Here is a 19,554-nt window from a genome sequence, read left to right as displayed (position 1 = left end):
TCGCCCACGGCGGTGACAATCGGACCCGGGCCCGCGATCTCTGTGACGCGTCAGCGCTTCTCCCCCGGGACGTTCATGACCTCGCACACCACACGCCACACGTCCTTGGCGTCCCAGCCGGCGCCCAGCGCCTCGTGCACGGTGCGTCCGCCGAGTTCCGTCATCACATGGTCGCGCGCGAACGTCTCGGCGTTCCCCGCACCGAAGTGCTCCGCCATCCGCTGCCAGAAGACCGTCAACCGCATGCTTTCCGCTCCATGCCCGCCATGACCTGCATGTTTCCAGCCTCTCACACCCCCTCACGGCCGTCAGGGGGCTTCTGCTGAACCAACTGGCCGGAAGCGCGGGTCAGAACACAGGTGGCAGGCCCTACCGCCCGGCGGCCACCAACGACTGCCTGACGTGCCGGGGCCACTTCCCTGCCAGTCATGGGGCGGCGTGCCGCCCCGCCCGATCACATCCTGCTCCGCTTCGGCTTCGGCGCGACCCCGGCCGCCGCCATGTGCGTCCTGATCCGCTTGCGGGCCCGGTGCAGTCGGCTCATCACGGTGCCCTCCGGTACGTCGAGCACTTCGGCGGCCTCCGCGTAGCTCAGCCCGCCGATGTCCACCAGTCGGACCACCTGCCGGTGCTTGTCGGGCAGAGCGGCCAGCGCGGCGCCGACCACCTCGTCGAAGCCCTCGCCGACGACGACCTCCTCCGGCGAGGCCACCGTGTCGGCCGCGGTCATCCGGTCCAGGGCGGCGTCGGGGTCGTCGAGCAGGTGGGGCCTGCGGCGGCGGTGCCGGTTGATCTCCGCGCGCCGCATGATGGTCAGCAGCCAGGCGCGGGGGTGCTCGCCGTCGAACCGGTCGATCGCGTTGTAGGCGCGCAACAGCGTGTCCTGCACCAGATCCTCGGCGTCGGCGGGCTGCGCCGTCAGCGTCATCGCCACCCGCAGCAAGACCTCCACCTCGGGCAGCACGTACTCCGTGAATGCCTTGTCCCGCACCTCCGGCGGCTGCGCCACTGTGTCTCCCAAGGACTAGACCCCCCAGGCCAACCGGAGCATTCCACGAAATGGGGCACGCCGTAACGCGGGTTTCCCGTGCACGACGAAGCCGAGTGCGACGGCGACGACCTCGCTGAGGGCTGTTCTCCCTCACACGCCACCAACGCGGTGAAGCTACGATCCAGACGCCATTCGGCAGCATCCCCCAGCGCCGCTGAAGCCGCACGGCAAGCGGGCCCGGCCAAGCGGCACTCACCTGCCGGGTACGCGAGCGGCCCCGTCACCCGGCCCGGTGTGCAACAGGGACGAGCCGAACCCGCGCAGCCGTTCCACTGCCTGGGCGTCGGGCCGCCCCCGCCGGGCCAGCGACTCCTTGATCTCGCGGTATTGGACGGCCTCCATGCCGCAGTCACAGCAGTCGTTCAGGTGTGCGATCACCTGGCGGGCGGTGACGTCATCCGTCTCCCCGTCCAGATACGCCTGCAGGACACGGATCGCCATGGCACAGCCCATCCCCGGCCGCACCGCGTCCTGCCGTCTCGGCCACACCCTCATCGCCTACCTCGCCTCGCTCCCGGACCGGCCGTCACGCCGACGTCGTCGTCTGCGCAACGACGGCTCCGGCACCCGAACCACCGGCGTTCGGGCACGGCTCAGCAGGGAACCAGACCGCTCACCCCGTGCGCCCGGGCAATCCGTACCCCTGCCCACCTGCCACCAGGGGGCATCGGGCGCCCGGACACGGCCCTTTGCGAGCAGGGAACCCACTGACGGCGCCTCCACATTCCCTTCGGCGGGCGGGCGCCGGACGTCCAGGCCCTTGCCTCTGTGCGGCGTCGCGTCATGTTTCGGCAGTACCGGCGGGTGTGACCGAATCGGGGCGCAAACGGTGTCAACCAGGGGAGCCTTGGGATCAGACAGGGAGGGCGACCGACGGCATGTTCCACTCAGGGCAGCGGGTCAAGCCCCTTCTGTACGTATCCCTCTTCCTCGTCCCCACCGCCGTGCAGCAGCCCCTCGGCGATCCCCCGCAGCCGCTCGACCGCGTCGGCGTCCGGCTCCGACCCGCGGGCGAGCGCGTCCTTGATCCTCCGGTAGGTCTCGGCCTCCAGTCCGCAGGGGCGGCAGTCCTCCAGATGGGCCGTCACCCGGCGGGCGGTGGCCTCGCCGGTCTCCCCGTCCAGATACGCCTGCAGGATCCGGGCCACCCGCATGCAGTACATCCTGCGCTCGGCGGGCTGTACGCGCTTCGACCACATGTTCACCGTTCACCTCGTCCCGGCACCGGTCCGGCCGCGGCCGGCCGGACACGGATCCGCCTGCGCGCTTGGCGCAGTCGCCTCGTCACGGCCGCTTCACGCGTACCCGGCAGAGCGGCCGCCTCCCTTCACTCCTGAGTCCGCGTTCCACTCCTGCACGGACCGCGGCGGACGTGGTCGAAGAGTACCCTTTTGTACAGATGATCCCTGCTCCAGCATCCATGGCCGGAGGTCTTCATGGACGTCCTGGTACTCGTCGGCCGCATCCTCTTCGTGGCCCTCTTCCTCGCCTCGGCTCTCAGCCACTTCACGCAGACCAGGACGATGGCCGAGTACGCCGCATCCAAAGGTGCCCCGTCTTCCGCTGCAGTGATCCGCGGCACCGGTCTGTTGCTCCTCATCGGCTCACTGAGCGTCCTGCTCGGCATCTGGGCCGACCTCGGCTTCCTGCTGCTGGCCGTGTTCCTGATCCCGGCCGCGCTGCTGATGCACGCGTTCTGGAAGGAGAGCGACGCCCAGTCCCGGCAGTTGGAAATGATCCAGTTCCTGAAGGACATGGCCCTGGCGGGGGCCTCGCTGATGCTGCTCGCCCTCATCTCTCACGCCGGTGGGGACCTCGGGCTGACGATCACCGGTCCGGCGTTCGACATCGGCTGACACGGCGCTCGGCGCAGTACGCGTCCACCTTCGTACGGCCTGTCTCCTGCCGTTCCACACTCCGGGCCTGCGCCGTCACGGTCCGTCCGGCTCCGTTGCCGCGTCGGGCTGCGCCGGACGGAAGCCCCAATCGGAGGCCTTGGCGACCGCCTCCAACTGGGACCGCGCGTCCAGCTTCTCCAGGATCCCGCGTACGTGGGTGCGCACGGTGGCGTAGCTGATGGTGAGGTGGTCGGCGATGGCCCGGTTGTCGAGGCCCTGTGTCATGAGGGCGAGGATCTCCCGCTCTCGCGCGGTGAGGCTCTCCAGACGCTCCGTCTGTCGCGCGGAGGTACGGGTGCTCTCACGGTGGCGGGCGAGAACCTCCATGAGCGTGCGGGCGGGAATCAGGGTCTCGCCCGCGGCCGCGGCACGGATGGCCGTGGCGATCTCCTCGCCGCCCGCCGACTTGAGCAGGTATCCGCTGGCGCCGGCCTCGACCGCGGCCAGCAGAGCGCCGTCGCTGGTGTCGGCGCTGAGGAACACGACCGCGATGGCGGGGTCGTGGGCGCGGATGTGGGCCGCGGCCTCCGCGCCGGTGCCGTCGGGCAGCCGGTAGTCGATCAGCGCCACCTGTGGAGAGAGTTGCTCCGTCATCGGCACGGCTTCGGCCACGGAGTCGGACCAGCCGACGACGGTCAGGTCGTCGTACTCGTCGAGCAGGGCCCACAGTCCCTCGGCGACAGCCCGGTGGTCCTCGACAAGGAGCACCTTGGTGAGTTCGGGTGCCTGGTTCATGGCCCGGGATCCTTCGGCACCGATGTGCCGTTCTCCTCCGTTCCGGATTCCGTGGACGGTGAGGGAGTCCCCTCGATCGGAACCCAGAACTCGACGGTGGTGCCCACTCCCGGCTCGCTCTCCACGCGGCTCCAGCCTCCCGCCATCTGGGCGCGTTCGTGGATGAGGGTGAGGCCCAGGTGACCGGGGCGGGACTCGACTTCGAGGGGGTCGTAGCCCGCGCCGTCGTCGACGATCCGCATCAGGCAGCCGTCGTTGAGACCGAGCAGTTGGACTCGGACCGTCTTGGCCCGGGCGTGCTTGAGCACGTTCATCAGGGCTTCCTGGGCGGTCCGGTAGAGGAGCACCATGGTCTCGACGGACAGAGTGGTGTCCAGCCGGTCCTCGAACTTGTAGTGCGTGCCGGTCTCGACGCGCATCCGGTCGAGGAAGGTCTGCAGGGCGGTGGTGAGGCTGCCGTGCTCCAGGTCGGGGGGCCGCAGATCGAAGATGAGTTGGCGCAGGCGGCTGAGTGAAAGTTTCAGGGTCTCGTCCAGCCGGTCCATCACCTGGACGTCCTTGGGGTCGGTCAGCCGCCTGCGCAACTGCTGCAGGCGCAGGCCGGCGGCGGTGATGACCTGGATGGTGTCGTCGTGGATGTCGGCGGCGATGCGCCGGCGTTCCTCCTCCTGGGCGTGGATGAGGTGGCTGAGCAGTGCCTGCCGGTCGCGGTCGGTACCCTCCAGGAGCTCCAGGCTGCGTTCGAGGACGAACTGGGCGCGCTGCACCTCGGTGATGTCCCGTACCGTCAGCACGGCGAGCACGTTCCCGGCGGTGCGCAGCGGACTGACGCTCACATCGACCGGGAACTGCTTGGAGTCCTGGCGTCGGCCGACCAGTTCCACGCGGCGTCCCGCCGGTTCCTGGCGCGGATCGGTCCAGTCGCTGAGGGAGACGGTCAGCGGCTGGTCGGGCAGCAGCACCTCGAGTCGCGTGCCGATCAACTGCTCGTGGCTGTACCCGAAGAGGGATTCGGCACGCGGGCTGGCCTGGCGGACGCGGTCCTCGGCGTCCACGACCAGCATCGCGTCGGGAGAGGACTCGACGAGCTGGTGCAGCCGATCGCCGGTCCCGCCCGCCTCGCCGAGGTCCGTCACGTACACCACGCGACGGGGACGCCCGCCCCGCAGTCGGCCGCCGCCGATCCGCGCGGGGAACTCCGAGCCGTCCCGGCGCAAAGCCGGCGTGACCGGAGCGATCAGCTCTTCGGTGGCCACACCGACACCGGAATGTTCGGGCAGCAGGTCGCGCAGCCGCTTGCCGCGCAGTTCCGACGCGCTATAACCGAACATGTGCCGGGCGTGGCCGTTGGCGAGTTCGACACGGTCCTGGGCCCCTACGACCAGCACGCCGCAAGGCGCCTGTTCGAGCACGTCCAGGCATGCCTTCTCGTCGATACGGGTGGGAGCGGCTGCCGCCCCCGGCACCGGCGGTCTGGGGACGCGACGCAGTGGTTCCAGGCAGGACTCCGCCAGTTCGGCCGACGTGCTGAACTGGCCGCGGGCCGCGCGGGTGATGGCTTCGAGGATCTCCTCCGCGGGCGCGCCCTTGACCAGATATCCGACGGCCCCGGCGAGGAGCACATCGGTCACGGTCTCCCGGTCGGCGTACGCGGAGAGGGCCAGAATCCTCGTGTCCGGCGCGCGTTCACGGAGGGTGCGTACGGTGGTGGGGGCGTTGCCCTTGGGCATCTGCACGTCCAGGACCAGGACCCGCGGATGCGTCTGGGCGGCCACCGAGACCGTCTGCGCGTGGTCGACGGCCAGTCCCACCAGTTCGAAGGCCGGGTGGGACTCGACCAGGTCGGCGAGCGCCTCGCGGACCTCGGCGTCGTTGTCGGCCACCATGACCGGGATGCGGCGAGTCATGGCCTCCCGCTCCTCCCGAGGACGGCGTCCGGCAGGTGGTGGGGGCCGAGCTGGTCGCGCCGGCACACGCCCAGGGAGGGCATCACGGCGGCAACCGGGGCGATCAGTACGTCGTAGTGGCCGCCGATCCGGTCGCAGACCGCGATCGCCATCACCGCGTCCCACACCGCTGCCCAGAACGCCCAGTCGTGCCTCTGGTGGCTCAGCGCCGCGTCCAGGGCCGCCCGGCGGGCCACGGACGCCGCCACGAGAATGCGATAGCGCTCCTCGTCCGTGGTCGTGCGCCGGACTTCGGCCCACGCCTCGGCGCGGGTCTGGCTGGAGGTCTGCCGCCACAGGCCGGCCACCCGGTCGATCTCCTGCGGCGACAGGTCCTCGATGTGGGTGAGAAACTGCAGGACCCGTCGGGTGTTGGGCCCGAAGACGACGCTCATGGTGTGCTCCTCCCGTGTCGGTCGCCGTGCGGCTCCGGCCGTTCGTCCGGCCCGTCCGGTCTACTGCCCCTGGCCCTGCTGCCCTTGGTCCTGCTGCCCTTGGTTCTGCTGCCCTTGGTCCTGCTGCCCCTTCTCGGCCGAGTTGACGGAGGCCTTGGCCTCTCCGCCGCTCTTGCTGCCGACGAGCTTGAAGGTCACGCCGCCCTCGTCGGCCTTGGTGATCGGGTACGAACCCACCGCCTCCGCCTCGCCCTTGGCATCGACCTGGAAGGTCGTGACCTTCTTGCCGTCGCCGTTCGGGCCGCCGGCGTAGAGGGTCACGGTCTCGTTCGCGGCGAAGCCGGTGACATAGAAGCTCACCGCCGTACCGGCCTTGCCGGAGTAGGCGCTGGGCTCGGCGGCCGGCGTGTAGGGCATCACCTGGAAGCCGGAGCGGACCACGGCCCGGGTCCGCTCTCCGATCGCGGTGAGGCTCTGCTTGCCCTCCAAGCCGAAGGGCACGTCGAAGGACACGGACCCGACCTTGCCGTTGGCGTCGGCGGTGGCGGTGAAGGCGGGGATGCCGCTGGCGCTGTTGATGTAGTACAGGACACGCTCGGCCGGGGCGAACCCGCCGGCGGATACGGTGATCTTGTGTCCGGACTTCAGGGAGTACGGCGACGACTTGAGCGTCGGGTACAGGCCCAGGATCTGGAAGGGCGCGGTAGCGGTGGTCTTGCTCTTCTCACCGACCAGGATCAGCGTGCTGATACCGGTGGGGGCGACACCGACCTTGACGTCGGCGCGGCCGATGCCGCCGGATCCGTCGGCGGTCAGGCTGGCGTCCGGCTTTCCGCCGACGCGACCCCAGAAGACGTTGATCTTCTCCTCGGGCCTGAAGCCTCGGATGCTGAGAGACACACTGTCCCCGGGCTTGCCCACCGCCTTGCTGATCTTCACCGAGCCGACCACGCCGCCCGAGACCAGCTGGGCCTCGGCCACATTGTCGGCGTCGCGCTGCTGTGCGACCAGGACGGCGCCCTGGCTGACGCTCTCGGGCACCGCGATCTGTGCGTTGATCGACCCGGTCTTGTCGGTTTTCGCCGTGCCTATGCTCTTTCCCTCGCTCTTCTTGGCCGAGGTCTTCAGGAACAGGTCCACGGTGGACTTCGCGTCGAAGCCCGCGCCCTCGACGGTCGCCTTGCCACCGGGCGTGACCAGGCCGGGGTTGACCACGATGACCGGCCCGGCCTCCCGCGGGATCTTCTGGTTTCCCAGCTTGACCGACTTCGGCTTCTTGGTCGGTTTCTTGATCTCCTCGGGGGCGCTCTTCCGGTGCTCGGACTTGTCGCCGGTCGTGTTCAGAGCGCCGCCGAATCCGCTGCTCCTCGCGATCTGGAAGAGGGACCCGACGACGACGAGCGCGATGACGGCCATCAGGAACCTCTTCCAGGTGAACCGGCTCTTCTTTCCTCCGGGTGCTCCTGGAGGTGCCTGTTCGTCCTCCTCGAGGCTCTCCGGTATGTCCTGTTCCCTGTTCTCGGGGTTCTCCGGCATGACGTTCACCTCCTCGGCCCGGGGCTAACCGACCCGGTAGATCTGCAGTTTGATGTCGCCCTGACCCGTCTCCCAGACCTTCCTCGCGTTCTTCAGCCCGGCCAGGATCCAGTTCTCGCGGCCGTCGCCGTTGTTGCCGTTCATCGACTGCCGCATCTTGTTGGACATGACGATGTAGTCGATGTTCTGCCAACGCTTGGCGAAGAGTTTGTCGCGTACGTCGGGGTCGGCTGAGGCGTTCCAATGGGAGTGCGCGAACGGATAGAAGGGAGGGACGTCGTGGAGTGCGCTCCACAGGTCGTCGTCCATGATGATCCGCGCGTCCGACGGGACGTGCTCCCGTATCCAGGCGACTTGTTCCTCCTGCATACGGGTCAGGTCCAGCTTCGGGTGGTACTGGTCCGCGACCGCCACCTTCCCCTCGTCATTGACCGTCAGCAGATAGCCCGTCATCGGTACGAGCAACAGCAGTGCCGCAGCCGCGGCGGGCACCGCTAGCCGCAGCCGGGGACGCAGCCGCCCCACCAGCCGATCGGTCACCATGCCGATGCTCATCGCGAACAGCGGGATCATCGGAGCGATGTAGAAATCCAGCAGGACACTGCCCCGCACGAGATAGAAGGCATAGGCGACGGCCATCGTGCCGACCACGAGGAGTCCCAGGTCGCGCTGACGGTCTTTGAGACCCCAGTACAGGGCGGCCAGCATGGCGAGCAGACCGAGGATCAGGAACAGTCCGTCCCTCGGGAGCCAGCTGTTGTACAGGAAGCTGCCCTGGCCGAGCAGGGAGCCCTGGTTGCGGTTGAGCTGCCACCACAAGGTGTAGAGCAGGGACACGTGGTCGGCCGGCGGGTTGTTCAGGTCGAAGTCGAGGCCACTGGGCACAAGCTCGTTCTTCAGCACGGCGTACAGGACGTAGCCACCGACCGGGATCACCATCGCGAACGGCCACAGCGACCTGGTGAACCGGCGTTGGGTGGAGCCCTTCACCCTGCGGTGCAACAGGTACACCAGGGTGGGGACGAAGAAGAGCGCGTTCTCCTTGGTGATCAGTGCGATGCCCAACGCGGAGCCGGCGCCCACCGCGTGCCGGATCCTCATGTCGCGGCCGATCAGCAGGTACAGGCTCAGCAGCACCCAGAACATCATGAGGTTGTCCAGCAGGACCTGCCGCTGGTAGTAGACGGCGAGGGGCGAGACGTTGTAGAAGAACGCGGCGACGGTGGCGGCCAGGAGGCTGCCGCTCAGCCGCCGGACGATCTCGAAAAGCAGGGCCACGCTGGCCAGGTGGACCAGCAGCATCAGGAACCGGCCGGTGTTGATGGCGTTGCCGAACGTCTCGAACTGGCCCGGCAGCGGGAAGGCGAAGCCGGCGAGCTGGATCCAGCCGCCGGGCGCGTGGTCGTAGTCGTAGGTGTACGGCGACAGCCGGGTCTGCCGGACCAGCGACCAGGCCCGCTGCATGTAGATGCCCTCGTCGGTGAGGTACAGCGGGTACTGGAACAGGTGCCAGCCGTGCGTGACCAGCCCGGTGACCACAGCGGCTCCCAGCGCGATCCGCCCGCGCTGCCCCAGCTCGGGGAACCGGCCCAGCTTGATGACCGGCCGTGTGTCCTTCCGGGGCGGCGGCGTCGGGGCTCGTCCGGTCGGTGCGGACTGCCCCTCATGGACGACGGCCAGTTGGGGCCTCGTCGCACGAGGTCCTGTCCCACGCCGTCTCATCTCACGCGGCATCGGAGTCCGCCCCCGACGACTCGGTCCGGTGAGCGCCGACGTGCTGGGTCTTCTCCCAGTTGTTCTGGCCGGTCAGCTGGCGTCGCATGGCGCGCAGCGCGGCGTAGGCGAGGACGAGTTGGTACGGGTACCAGGCGATGGCCATCTTCAGCACGGCCTTCGGGGTGGCCTGGAGGCCGTGGGCGTTGGTGAACTCGTACAGGCCCACGGTCTGCGTCACGAAGTGCGCCGCCAGCATCAGTACGGGTAGCCAGGAGATGAGCGCGATCAGCACCGGCACCTTGAGGAAGAACATCATCCCGAGGGAGATCAGGAGGTACAGGCCGAGCAGGGCCTGTCCATGCGGGAAGGCCAGCACGTAGAAGGCGAGCCAGCGCTGCTTGCGGGTGGGCATCTGCTTCCAGGTGCCCTTTTTCAGAGTCTGCATGAAGCCCTGACTCCACCTGGTGCGCTGGCGGATGAACTGCCCGAGTGTGGGCGGCGTCTCCTCCTTGGTGACGTACCGGTCGTCGTAGACGACCCGCACCCGCTCTCCCGCGGCGGACACCCGCAGGCCCAGGTCGGCGTCCTCGGTGAGGTTGTACTCGTCCCAGCCGCCGAGCCGTACCAGCAGCTGGCGCTCGAAGAACACGGTGTTCCCGCCGAGCGGGATGGAACCCTCAAGGGCGTGGTAGTGCAGGCGGCTCTTGAACCAGAAGAAGTACTCCAGCACGTTCAGTGCCGAGTACCAGGTGGACTGATAGTTCATCAGTTGCACGCCGGCCTGGACCACCTTGACCTTGTCCTGAAGCATCACCGTGTTGACCAGGTCGAAGATCGCGGGGTGGATGTCGTCCTCGGCGTCGAAGATGGTCACCACGTCGTGACTCGTCTGCGGCAGCGCCGCGTTGAGGCCGTGCGGCTTGTTGACGGGCTTGTCGTCGAAGACGACGACCTCGACGTTGTGCAGCCCTTCCCGATGGAGTGCGGCGATCTTCTCCTCGGCCTTGCTGATCGTGCCGGTGTCGTCCGCCGAGCAGATCACGAAGACCTCCAGCAACTCGGTCGGATAGTCGGCGCGCACCACCCGGTCGACGGTGGTCTGGATGACGTCCTCTTCGTGCCGGGCCGGCAGCAGCACGCTGAACGACAGCTCCGGTGGCAGGAACTCCTCCGGCACCTTCGCCTTCGCCTCCGCCTCCGGCTGATCCCAGGTGTAGAGCATCAAGTACAGGACATGGGCCGACTGGAGCGTGAGCAGGAGGGAGATCAGAACCAGTCCGGCGTACAGCAGGAGCGTCATGATCGGTTCCTCCTCCGGGTCCTGCCCCACACCCACTGCACGCTGGAGGCGTAGTTGACCGAGAAGGCGGCAGCGATGGCGAGGAGGTTCGCCGTCAGGAGATGGACTCCGACGTGCACCAGGGTCCACACGACGAGCACATTGGCCGCGAGGCCGGCGAGCATGGACATGTTGAACTTCCCGAACCGCCGGAACGACGGCGCACGGACCGCGAAGGTCCACCGGTCGTTCAGCACGTAGTTGTGGGCCACGGCAAGCTCGACGGCCACCGCCGACGCGACGACCAGCGGCACATTCAGCAGGCGATGAAGGACGTACAGGGCTGCCGTGTTCACGATCGTGCCCACACCACCGACCACCGCGAAGCGCAGCACCCGGCTCGTCGGCAGCCGTCTGATCCAGCCGCCCTGGGCCTGGGGGGCAGTGTTCCGGTCCCGTTCCGCCGCCGCACTGGCCGATTCCGCCGCTCCGGCCGGTTCCGCCGCCGCTCGGGCCGGTTCCGCCGCCGCTCGTGGCTCGTCGGTGTGGACCGGTACCGTTCGGAAATAGTGCATCGCGGCTCCTCCGAGGCGAGAGCGCTGCGGCCCCGCCCGGCGGGACCTCCGACACCAGCCTGCACGCGCGAGCACTCGCGAACATCACATAAACGGGTGAGCGACCTACCCGCTTTCGGGGGAGCCCTCGCACTCCCCCATTTGGGGGAGGACCCGGAGATCAGGTCCGGAAGACGGGAACAACCGCCCCTTCCGCTCCCCCGAAGAGGGGAGAGCCCTCTCCCCCATCGGCGGGTGCAACGCCACCCCTCGACTGCGGACGATGGAGCGAGCAGCGGAGTCCAGGCCCGGTGTCCTGTCCAGAGCACCGGGTCGGGACGGCCGGGCCGTCCTCCTCGCTTCCGGTGGCCCGGCCTCACATTCCAGCACCAGAGGTAGGTGCCACGCCATGGCAGGTCGTAGGACATCGGGCCCCGCGCTCGCCACACGCGCCGGAGCCGCCGCAGCGGCGCTGGCACTCGCTGTTGTCGCCCCCGGCACGACCGCCCAGGCTGATTCCGGAGCCCTCCGCGAGTCCGAGTGGGCGCTGACCGCCCTCAAGGCCGAGAAGGCCTGGGATATCACCAGGGGCCAGGGCGTGACGGTCGCGGTGATCGGCACCGGGGTCGACGCCACCCACCCCGACCTGGCGGGCCGCGTCGTCAAGAGCAAAGCCCTCGACGGCGCGCGCGACGAGGGGGGCTCCGCAGCGGTACAGGGCACCCACGCGGCGGGGGTGATCGCCGGAACCGGCCGCAGCTACGCCGGCGACGGGCTGTTCGGACTCGCTCCTGAGGCACGCATACTGCCCTTCAAGGTCTACCGGGACAACACGGCCCTGGCCGCCGCGACCGCGAGGTCGATCATGGACGCCGCGCGCCAGGGAGCCGAGGTCATCGACGTCACCGTCGGCTTCCCCCGCCCGAGCGACGACCTCAAGACGGCCGTCGAGTTCGCGGCCGACCGGGACGCCCTGGTCGTGGCCGGTGCGGGCGACACGGGTGGGACCGGCAACGACAAGACCTACCCGGCCGCCTATCCGGATGTCCTCTCCGTCACCGCCGTCGACAAGAAGGGCACGCTCTGGCCGGACTCCCACCACGGCAAGGATGTGGACCTGGCCGCGCCGGGTGTCGACATCCTGACCACCGCCCGGAGCCGCGACTACTGGACCGGCTCCGGCACCGCGCTCGCGGCGTCCTGGGTGGCGGGCTCGGCCGCGCTGCTGCGCTCCGAGCACCCGAAATGGACGGCCGACCAGGTCACCCGGAGACTGACCCGGACAGCCACCCAGCAGGGCAAGGCGAACTGGGATGCGCGGTACGGCTGGGGGGTCGTCGCTCCCGCTGCGGCGCTGGCGAAGCGGGCCTCCTCGCCCGAACCCGTGAGCGCGTTGCGGAACGACCAGGCGGCGAACGCCGAGAGCCGCACCACGTCCGCTTCCTCCGACGCCGGACCGGCGCTGATCGTACTCGCCGTGACCGCGACGCTACTCGTACTGACCGTCATCTCATGGCTCCTGATCCGGCGCAGCGTCACTCCGTCGGACGACGACTGACGGCGAGCCGGTTGAGCGGCACCGTCCCCGAGCGCGCGCGCCCCGAAACACCGGCCCCGGGGCGCGCGCATCCACGTCCCTGGAGCGTGCGACTGGGGGCCCTGCTGGCCGCTCTCGGCCTCCTTGTGGCGGTCTCCACGGCAGTGACCACCGGCCCGTTCCTCCCGGACTCGCGTCCCGGCGCCGCGCCGCCCGGCCTGCCGGAAGCGCGCTTCCCCGCGGCGACCCGCCTGTACACCGCCCCCGACACCGCGGCCGCCCGCTGGGTGCGCGAGCACCACCGGGACCCCCGGTCAGCGGTCATCCGGGAGCGCATCGCCTCCTGGCCACAGGGATCCTGGATCACCGACGCTGATCCGCAGAAGGTGGAGGGCGAGGTACGCGCCGTGGTCGACGCGGCCCGGGCACGGGGCGCTCTCCCGGTCCTGGTCCCCTATGCCGTGCACCGCCGCGACTGCTCCGGGCACAGCAGCGGCGGCACGGGGGGTGTCTCCGCCTACCGGAACTGGATCGAGGGCTTCGCCCGGGGAATCGGTTCAGCAGACGCACTGGTGGTCCTCGAACCGGACGCGCTCGCGCTCGCCGACTGCCTCAGCTCCCGGGAACGGCGGGATCGGTACGCGGCTCTGTCCTACGCGGGGCGGATACTGCACCGCGACGCTCCGCGCTCCTCGGTGTACTACGACGCGGGCAATTCCGGCTGGCACCCCGCCCGGACCATGGCGGACCGCCTCCGGCGCGCCGGTGCCACCCGTTACGGGGACGGCATCGCGCTGAACGTCTCGAACTTCAACAGGACCCGTGACGAGATCGCCTACGGCTACTCGGTGCTCCGGGAACTTGACGGCGCCCGCCTGACCATGGTGATCGACACCAGCCGCAATGGAGCCGGACCGGCCCGCGGCAATCGCACCTGCGATCCGTCCGGCCGCCGCCTGGGACAGACCCCGACGACGGACACCGGCGTCCGTGGTGTCGACGCCTACCTATGGGTGAAACCGCCAGGCCAGGCCGACGGCTGCGCCGCGGCCGCGGGAGCCTTCGACGCGCAGTACGCCTACCGGCTCGCCCGCTGACGCGACGGAAACCCCGCATCTTCTCCTGACACGCATAAGAGACATAAGTAACTAATCGGCCGAATTCGGTCTACCTCAGTTGAGGTAGACCGAATTCGGCCGATTGGCGTGCCCGGATTTCGCTCGGTCGTACGGCGATTTAAACACGGCTCCTTTCCTAGTCTCGTGGGCATGGCAGCGAAAAGCCCGAAGGAGACCGCCGCCCATGAAAAGAGTTCTCGTCGTGGAGCCTCATCCGCACGTACTGACGGCTCTAGCCGAACTTGTGGAAGAGGAGCCGGGATATGAACTCGTCGGCGCCGTGACCACGATCACCGAGGCAATGTCGCAGATCAGCGACTTGACGCCGGACATCATCCTGGTCGACACGGATACGGCCGCCCAGGAATCCCACCGGCTCGGCGAACTTCTTCCCAGGGCTTTGCTCGTCCTTCTTTCCGCGGCCACCGAGCCGCACAAGGAGCGCCCGGAATCGTCGGCGGAAACACCCTCCATCAGCATTCTCAAGACCGACGCACCCGAATTCCTCAGGAGTCTCACCGTATGAATTCCCCCCTGGAAAACCACACCGACCCGACCACGTCTGTGTCTTCCGAATCGGCGACCGAGGGGAAGCGACGCCGCAGTCGACGCCGGCTGACGCTGGGCGTCGCGGGGGCGGCCGTCGCCGTCGCCGCCGTCGGCGGAACCGTCACCGCGTTTACAGTGGACTCTGTGAGCGGCTCCGGAAAGACCGCCGTTTCCGGTGTGCACGGCCCGCTGCACACCAAGGGCGGCGACATGGTGGACGCCGAGGGCAAGAAGGTCGTCCTGACCGGCGTCAACTGGTTCGGTCTGGAGACCGGCACCTTCGCGCCGCACGGCCTGTGGGCCCGCAACCTCGATTCCATGGTCGAGCAGATGGTCGACACCGGGTTCAACACCCTCCGGCTGCCGTACTCCAACGAGCTCTTCGACGCCAAGAGCAAGCCCAACGGCATCGACTACAAGAAGAACCCCGAGCTCAAGGGCCTCAACGGCCTCCAGATCATGGACAAGGTCGTCAAGAGCGCCACCGAGCACGGGATGATGGTCATCCTCGACCAGCACCGCCCGGACCAGTACGGCCAGAGCGAGCTCTGGTACACCGACAAGCTCCCCGAGAGCAAGTGGCTGTCCGACTGGAAGATGCTGGCCGACCGCTACAAGGGCAACGACAGGGTCATCGGCGCCGACCTGCACAACGAACCGCGTGGCCAGGCCACCTGGGGCGACGGAAACCCGAAGACCGACTGGAAGATGGCCGCCGAGAAGGCCGGCAACACGATCCACTCGGTCAACCCGGACTGGCTGGTCTTCGTCGAGGGCAATGACAAGTACAAGGACGAGTCCACCTGGTGGGGCGGCGAGCTGCGGGGTGCCAAGGACCACCCCGTGAAGCTCAAGGAGGCCGACAAGGTCGTCTACTCCGCACACGACTACGGGCCCGGCGTCTACAACCAGAACTGGTTCATGGACAAGAGCTTCCCGAACAACATGCCCGCCTTCTGGGACAAGCACTGGGGCTTCCTCAAGAAGGACAACACCGCTCCTGTGCTGCTCGGCGAGTTCGGCGGTAAGAAGAGCACGGGCAACAGCACCGAGGCCGTCTGGCAGAAGAGCCTGATGCAGTACCTGAAGAAGAACGGCCTCAGCTACACCTACTGGAGCTGGAACCCCAACTCCGGTGACACCGGCGGCGTCCTCAAGGACGACTGGACGACCGTGGACTCGGGCAAGAAGGCACTGGTCGGCACGTACCAGGACCCGCTGCCCCAGTCGAAGGCTGCGAAGTCCTCGCAGGAGTAGTCCCCCGCGCACCGGCGCGTGAGCGGAGAGAGGCCGCGGACATCGTGTCCGCGGCCTCTCAGCCGTGGGCGCCCGCTTCCGCCCGGCCGATCGCCCAGGCCGCGTCGACCAGACCGATGTGGCTGAGCGCCTGCGGGAAGTTGCCCAGCAACCGCAGTCCCGTCGGATCCACTTCCTCCGCCAGCAGCCCGACGTCGTTCGCGCAGGCGGCGGCCCGCTCGAAGACCTCCCGCGCCTCGGTCCCCTCCCCCATCAGCGCGAGTGGCCTCGCCGATGCGATCCTGCGACCACAGCTCTCGGCGGCCGCCGGCGGGCACATACGTCAGGGCGAAGCCCGCCCGCTCTCCGACTCCCAGGGTCAACTGTCCACGGGCCGTGGCCCGCCCCTCCAGCCGCAGCGGCGAGGACAGCAGCAATGATCCGGAACCGAGGGCGCAGAGCAGCCCCCCGTCTGCCGGTGCCAGCAGCGGCCGGATCGCGCCGTAGTCCGGCCGGGGAGCGAACTCCACCGCCACTTTGACCGATCCCTCCGTGCACGCCGCCACGCGCAAGAGTGTGTGCGGCACCTCCCGACCGAGGACCCGGCCGGTCGTGTTCGGCCCCACCGCCAGCGCGTCGGTCACCTGCAGAACCCCGGTGTCCGTCCGGAACTCCGTGCGGAGCACCATCGTCGTGTCCACGTACACCCGATGTGCGGTGAAGACGCCGACGGGGCGGATCCACCAGTGCCCGGCCGAGCGATCCAGCAGCCGCGCCAACACGGAGGCGGAGTCGAAGCGGGGCAGGCACAGCCAGTCCACCGACCCGTCGCGCGCCACGAGCGCCGCGCCCTGACAGTCCGACAGCAGGGCGTAGTCCGCGATCGGCCTCGCCTCCGTGCCCACCGCGGCGCCGGGGAGAGGCGCATGCGCGGCATGTCCGTTCACCACGGGACTCGGTGAGAGCACGTGGGAGCGGAGCCCCTCATCCATTCGGGGATCTTGTTCACGGCATCTCCCTGCACGCGAAGTGACACCGGCCCGAACACGAGGGAACACGCTCTACCGAGGACAGATCCGACCCGATCGTCCGCCACCGCGAGGTGGCTGTCTCGGGCGCCGGGATACCCACTGGACCGTGTCGCCCGCAGGGACATCCGGCGCCCCGACGGGCCCCGCGAGAGGCTCTGCGCCGGGCGGGAAAGGCCGGAGCAGCACGGTCACCGGTCCGCCGTGGGGCGTACGGCGTACGGGCCGTCCGGTGTCGGGCGTGCGGGGATGGCGACCCGGACCCGGGTCCCATGCCCGAGGCGGCTGTCCACCTCCAGTGTGCCGCCCGCCTCACGCGCCCGCTCCCGCATGGAGCGCAGGCCCAGGTGGCCGGGGAAGGACCCGCCGGTGTCGAAGCCCACGCCGTCGTCCGTGACGGCGAGCGTGATGGTGTCCGGCGTCGTGGACAAGCGGAGCAGGACATGCCGAGCCGCCGCGTGCTGGATGACGTTGTGCAGCGCCTCCTGGGCTATCCGGTAGAGGGCGTGCTTGGTCTCCGGTGCCGCGTCCGGCTCGGCCGAGAACTCCGCCTCGACTGCGACAGTGTGGCGGACCCGCACCTGTCCGACGTACCGGCCCAGAGCGGTGACCAGCCCCTCGGTCTGCAGCGACTCGGGGCTGAGCCGGCACAGAATCGTCCGGACTTCGCTGAGTCCCGCGTCGGTCAGCCGGAGCACGGAGTCGATCGACTGGTGCGCCCCGGTGTCCCCGCGGCGGAGGAGTTCGCGGGCGGTGCGGGCGTTCAGGGCGATGCCGTAGAGGGCCGGGCAGAGGGAGTCGTGCAACTCACGGGCCAGATGACGCCGTTCCTCGCGCGTCGCCTGCTCCTGGGCCACGGCCCACAGTCGTTGTGTCTCCACCGCGGCGGCGGCCCGGACTGCGAGGGTCTGGAGCGCCGCGAGATCCTCGGCACCGGGAAGCCGGCCCTGGGGGAACCGGCAGCAAAGGGCGCCGACCGCCTCCTCGCGGCACAACAGCGGCACAGAGGTGAGGAACTCGCCGGAGACCGGGGCCCGTGGTGCTCGCGCGGGTCCCGGGTCCCTGTCCGCCGTCTCCTCCTCGCAGCCTCCGCTCACCGGGGCCGCCGTCGTGATCGCCTCCATCGCCACTTTCACGGGATGGGTGACGGAGCCCTCGGTCTGGCCGGAGGGCAGCGGATCGGCGTCGGTGCCGCCATGGCCGCCAACCGGACGCAGGCCGGCCCCGGGTTCCAGCAGGTAGACCACGCAGCACACCGCACCGGTGCGGGTGACCGCCTCGGCGGCCACCGAGTTCAGTGACTGCCGTACGGAGTCCTGGCCGACCAGGGATCTGCGCCCGAGCCGGTCCAGGTCCTCTTCCGCACGGGACCGCTCGACCGCTAGCCCCGCCGGCCCGGTGAACGGCTCCACGAACCGCAAGTCCTCGGAGGTGAAGAGATGCCCGCCCCGCCGGTTCGCCACCTCCAGCAGCCCGACGACCCGATCGCGGACCGTCAGCGGCACATCCATGACCGATGCCAGCCCGGCTTCGCGCAGCGCCGTGCGCGGCCCCGACGGCTCCTGGTCGGTGTCGGAGAAGATCCGCGGTCGTCCGCCACGCACCGTCTCGCGCACCAGCACGGACTCCCCCGGCATCAGAAGGCCGCGTGAGGCCCCGTTCCCCACGCCGTCCACGGCGCGCACGGTCGGTGTGTCTCCCCAGTCCAGTGCCAGCACGCGAACCGTCTGCGCGCCGACGGACTCCCGCACCCGCCGCGCCGCCAGCGCCAGCACCTCGTACCCGGGGCCGCACTCGACCACGCTCTTGGTGACCTCGGCGACCGCCCGCTCCCGGCGCTCGTGCCGCCAGAGGGCGCTCAGGTCGCGGACGACCACGCAGTAGCCGACCAGATGTGCGTGCGCGTCCCGGGTCGCCGTGATGACTGTCTCGGCCCAGAAACGCGCCCCGTCCGGGCGAAGGCGCCAGGCGTGCTCCCGGTGTGTGCCGAGGGCCGCGGCCGTGTCCAGGGCGCGAGCCGCGCCGCCCGACGCCGCGTCCTCGGGCGGGTAGAGGAGCGAGACGTGCCGCCCCACCAGGTCGGCCGAACTGCGACCGTCCAGGGACGCGGCGCCCGAGCCGACGCTCAGCACGTGCCCCTGGGGATCCAGCACGAGGAGCACTTCCTCGGGCCTTTCCCCGTACGGCGGCTGCCCGCTCCCGCCGGAGGCGGCGTCGGGCATCGTGTCCGGTGCCGCCGGCGTCGCAGGGGTGTCCCTCACGCCGACCACCGGAAATCGTCCGTCGCGGCGAGGCCGCGGGCGAGTTCCGCGGCCGGCACGAGCCCCAGCCGCAGCGCGTGGGCGACCGCCTGCGTCCGGCTGTGCACTCCCAGCTTGTCGAAGATGTGGCTGACGTACGTCTTCACGGTCTGCTCCCCGATGCGCAGTTCGCGCGCGATCTCCTTGTTCGCCTTGCCTCTGGCGAGCATGACGAGGACTTCTGTCTCACGCTCGGTGAGACGCTCCGGCTGGGTCGCGTCCGTGACCTGGTCGAGCAGGCGGGCGACGGCGGAGCTGGAGACGTGCGTCCGCCCGGCCCCCACGGCTTTCACCGCGTGCCGTAGCTCGTCGGCCTCCGCGTTCTTCAGCAGGAAGCCCGTCGCGCCCGCCCGCACCGCCGCCATCACCGCACCACCGTCCAGGGCGCTCGTCAGCGCCACCACCCTGACCTCCGGCAGCTCCTGACGTATGTGCTCCGTGGCCTCGATCCCGTCCATGACGGGCAGCATCAGGTCCATCAACACCACGTCCGGGCTCAGTTCCCGGGCCAGCCGCACGGCCTCCCGTCCGTTGGCCGTCTCACCGGCCACCTCGATGTCGCCGTCAAGGCTCAGGAAGGCACGGAGCCCTTCCCGGACCACCGCATGGTCCTCCGCGATCAAAACATGAACTGCCACTGGTGATCTCCGTCGTCGAGCGCGGCTCACAGCACCCA

At 69.4% G+C, this 19,554-nt stretch carries 19 protein-coding genes and 1 pseudogene; 5 read left to right on the top strand and 15 right to left on the bottom strand.

The features are described from left to right. Positions 1-50 precede the first annotated feature (50 nt). The 4 genes from ABZ899_RS17225 to ABZ899_RS17210 all read right to left on the bottom strand — a co-directional run bounded on the left by ABZ899_RS17225 (position 51) and on the right by ABZ899_RS17210 (position 2,250). Positions 51-245 (bottom strand): DUF3046 domain-containing protein, encoded by a 195-nt coding sequence (locus ABZ899_RS17225; protein WP_361346363.1) that lies wholly within the window; start codon positions 243-245, stop codon positions 51-53. Between the two features lie 209 nt (positions 246-454). Further along, positions 455-1,009, bottom strand: a complete 555-nt coding sequence (locus tag ABZ899_RS17220; RefSeq protein ID WP_361346361.1) for a sigma-70 family RNA polymerase sigma factor — start codon at positions 1,007-1,009, stop codon at positions 455-457. Between the two features lie 234 nt (positions 1,010-1,243). Then, positions 1,244-1,492, bottom strand: coding sequence for a zf-HC2 domain-containing protein (locus ABZ899_RS17215; RefSeq protein WP_361346359.1), 249 nt, complete (start codon positions 1,490-1,492; stop codon positions 1,244-1,246). A 446-nt stretch (positions 1,493-1,938) separates the two neighbouring features. Continuing rightward, positions 1,939-2,250, bottom strand: a complete 312-nt coding sequence (locus ABZ899_RS17210; RefSeq protein ID WP_361346357.1) for a zf-HC2 domain-containing protein — start codon at positions 2,248-2,250, stop codon at positions 1,939-1,941. Positions 2,251-2,487: 237 nt separating this feature from the next. Here ABZ899_RS17210 and ABZ899_RS17205 point away from each other — a divergent pair, with 237 nt between their 5' ends. Next, positions 2,488-2,907 carry a DoxX family membrane protein gene (locus tag ABZ899_RS17205; protein ID WP_361346356.1) on the top strand — a complete coding sequence of 140 codons (420 nt, stop codon included), beginning with the start codon at positions 2,488-2,490 and terminating at the stop codon, positions 2,905-2,907. A 75-nt stretch (positions 2,908-2,982) separates the two neighbouring features. Here the strand turns inward: ABZ899_RS17205 and ABZ899_RS17200 are convergent, their stop codons facing one another. From ABZ899_RS17200 to ABZ899_RS17170, 7 genes are all read right to left on the bottom strand, one after another. Then, on the bottom strand, positions 2,983-3,684 hold the full coding sequence (locus ABZ899_RS17200; protein ID WP_361346354.1) for a response regulator transcription factor: 702 nt from the start codon (positions 3,682-3,684) through the stop codon (positions 2,983-2,985). Then, positions 3,681-5,591, bottom strand: coding sequence for a PAS domain S-box protein (locus tag ABZ899_RS17195; RefSeq protein WP_361346352.1), 1,911 nt, complete (start codon positions 5,589-5,591; stop codon positions 3,681-3,683). The genes ABZ899_RS17200 and ABZ899_RS17195 overlap by 4 nt, the downstream gene beginning before the upstream one ends. Next, positions 5,588-6,025 (bottom strand): hypothetical protein, encoded by a 438-nt coding sequence (locus ABZ899_RS17190; protein WP_361346351.1) that lies wholly within the window; start codon positions 6,023-6,025, stop codon positions 5,588-5,590. Before ABZ899_RS17190 ends, ABZ899_RS17195 begins: the two co-directional genes overlap by 4 nt. A 60-nt stretch (positions 6,026-6,085) precedes the next feature. Continuing rightward, complete coding sequence (locus ABZ899_RS17185; protein ID WP_361346349.1) at positions 6,086-7,561, bottom strand: hypothetical protein; 1,476 nt, start codon at positions 7,559-7,561, stop codon at positions 6,086-6,088. A 24-nt stretch (positions 7,562-7,585) separates the two neighbouring features. Continuing rightward, positions 7,586-9,100, bottom strand: coding sequence for a glycosyltransferase family 39 protein (locus tag ABZ899_RS17180; protein ID WP_361346347.1), 1,515 nt, complete (start codon positions 9,098-9,100; stop codon positions 7,586-7,588). Positions 9,101-9,284: 184 nt separating this feature from the next. After that, positions 9,285-10,577 carry a glycosyltransferase gene (locus ABZ899_RS17175; RefSeq protein ID WP_361346345.1) on the bottom strand — a complete coding sequence of 431 codons (1,293 nt, stop codon included), beginning with the start codon at positions 10,575-10,577 and terminating at the stop codon, positions 9,285-9,287. After that, positions 10,574-11,131: a GtrA family protein gene (locus ABZ899_RS17170; protein ID WP_361346343.1), complete on the bottom strand. Its 558-nt coding sequence runs from the start codon at positions 11,129-11,131 to the stop codon at positions 10,574-10,576. The genes ABZ899_RS17175 and ABZ899_RS17170 overlap by 4 nt, the downstream gene beginning before the upstream one ends. A gap of 388 nt (positions 11,132-11,519) precedes the next feature. Between ABZ899_RS17170 and ABZ899_RS17165 the strand changes: the two genes are divergently transcribed. The 4 genes from ABZ899_RS17165 (at position 11,520) to ABZ899_RS17150 (ending at position 15,571) form a co-directional block, all read left to right on the top strand. Next, on the top strand, positions 11,520-12,668 hold the full coding sequence (locus ABZ899_RS17165; RefSeq protein WP_361346341.1) for a S8 family serine peptidase: 1,149 nt from the start codon (positions 11,520-11,522) through the stop codon (positions 12,666-12,668). Between the two features lie 86 nt (positions 12,669-12,754). Then, positions 12,755-13,744 carry a glycoside hydrolase family 6 protein gene (locus tag ABZ899_RS17160; protein WP_361346339.1) on the top strand — a complete coding sequence of 330 codons (990 nt, stop codon included), beginning with the start codon at positions 12,755-12,757 and terminating at the stop codon, positions 13,742-13,744. Positions 13,745-13,949: 205 nt separating this feature from the next. Further along, entirely contained in the window at positions 13,950-14,291 is a 342-nt protein-coding gene (locus ABZ899_RS17155; protein ID WP_361346337.1) for a DNA-binding response regulator, read from the top strand. Positions 14,292-14,458: 167 nt separating this feature from the next. Continuing rightward, positions 14,459-15,571 (top strand): glycoside hydrolase family 5 protein, encoded by a 1,113-nt coding sequence (locus ABZ899_RS17150; protein WP_361346335.1) that lies wholly within the window; start codon positions 14,459-14,461, stop codon positions 15,569-15,571. A gap of 58 nt (positions 15,572-15,629) precedes the next feature. Here the strand turns inward: ABZ899_RS17150 and ABZ899_RS17145 are convergent, their stop codons facing one another. From ABZ899_RS17145 to ABZ899_RS17130, 4 genes and pseudogenes are all read right to left on the bottom strand, one after another. Then, positions 15,630-15,824 (bottom strand): glycoside hydrolase family 15 protein, encoded by a 195-nt coding sequence (locus tag ABZ899_RS17145; RefSeq protein ID WP_361346334.1) that lies wholly within the window; start codon positions 15,822-15,824, stop codon positions 15,630-15,632. 157 nt (positions 15,825-15,981) lie between these two features. Further along, positions 15,982-16,542: pseudogene (locus ABZ899_RS17140) on the bottom strand (trehalase-like domain-containing protein); the annotation flags it as partial. Between the two features lie 227 nt (positions 16,543-16,769). Beyond that, a complete protein-coding gene (locus ABZ899_RS17135; RefSeq protein WP_361346333.1) occupies positions 16,770-18,839 on the bottom strand; it encodes a GAF domain-containing protein in 2,070 nt (689 codons plus the stop codon). Next, complete coding sequence (locus tag ABZ899_RS17130) at positions 18,836-19,516, bottom strand: response regulator transcription factor (RefSeq protein WP_361346331.1); 681 nt, start codon at positions 19,514-19,516, stop codon at positions 18,836-18,838. Before ABZ899_RS17130 ends, ABZ899_RS17135 begins: the two co-directional genes overlap by 4 nt. Positions 19,517-19,554 lie beyond the last annotated feature (38 nt).

This window comes from Streptomyces sp. NPDC046859 (assembly GCF_040645135.1).
Lineage (GTDB): Bacteria > Actinomycetota > Actinomycetes > Streptomycetales > Streptomycetaceae > Streptomyces.
Note: the sequence above shows the minus strand (reverse complement) of the source record. Positions and strands in the feature narration are given on the sequence as shown.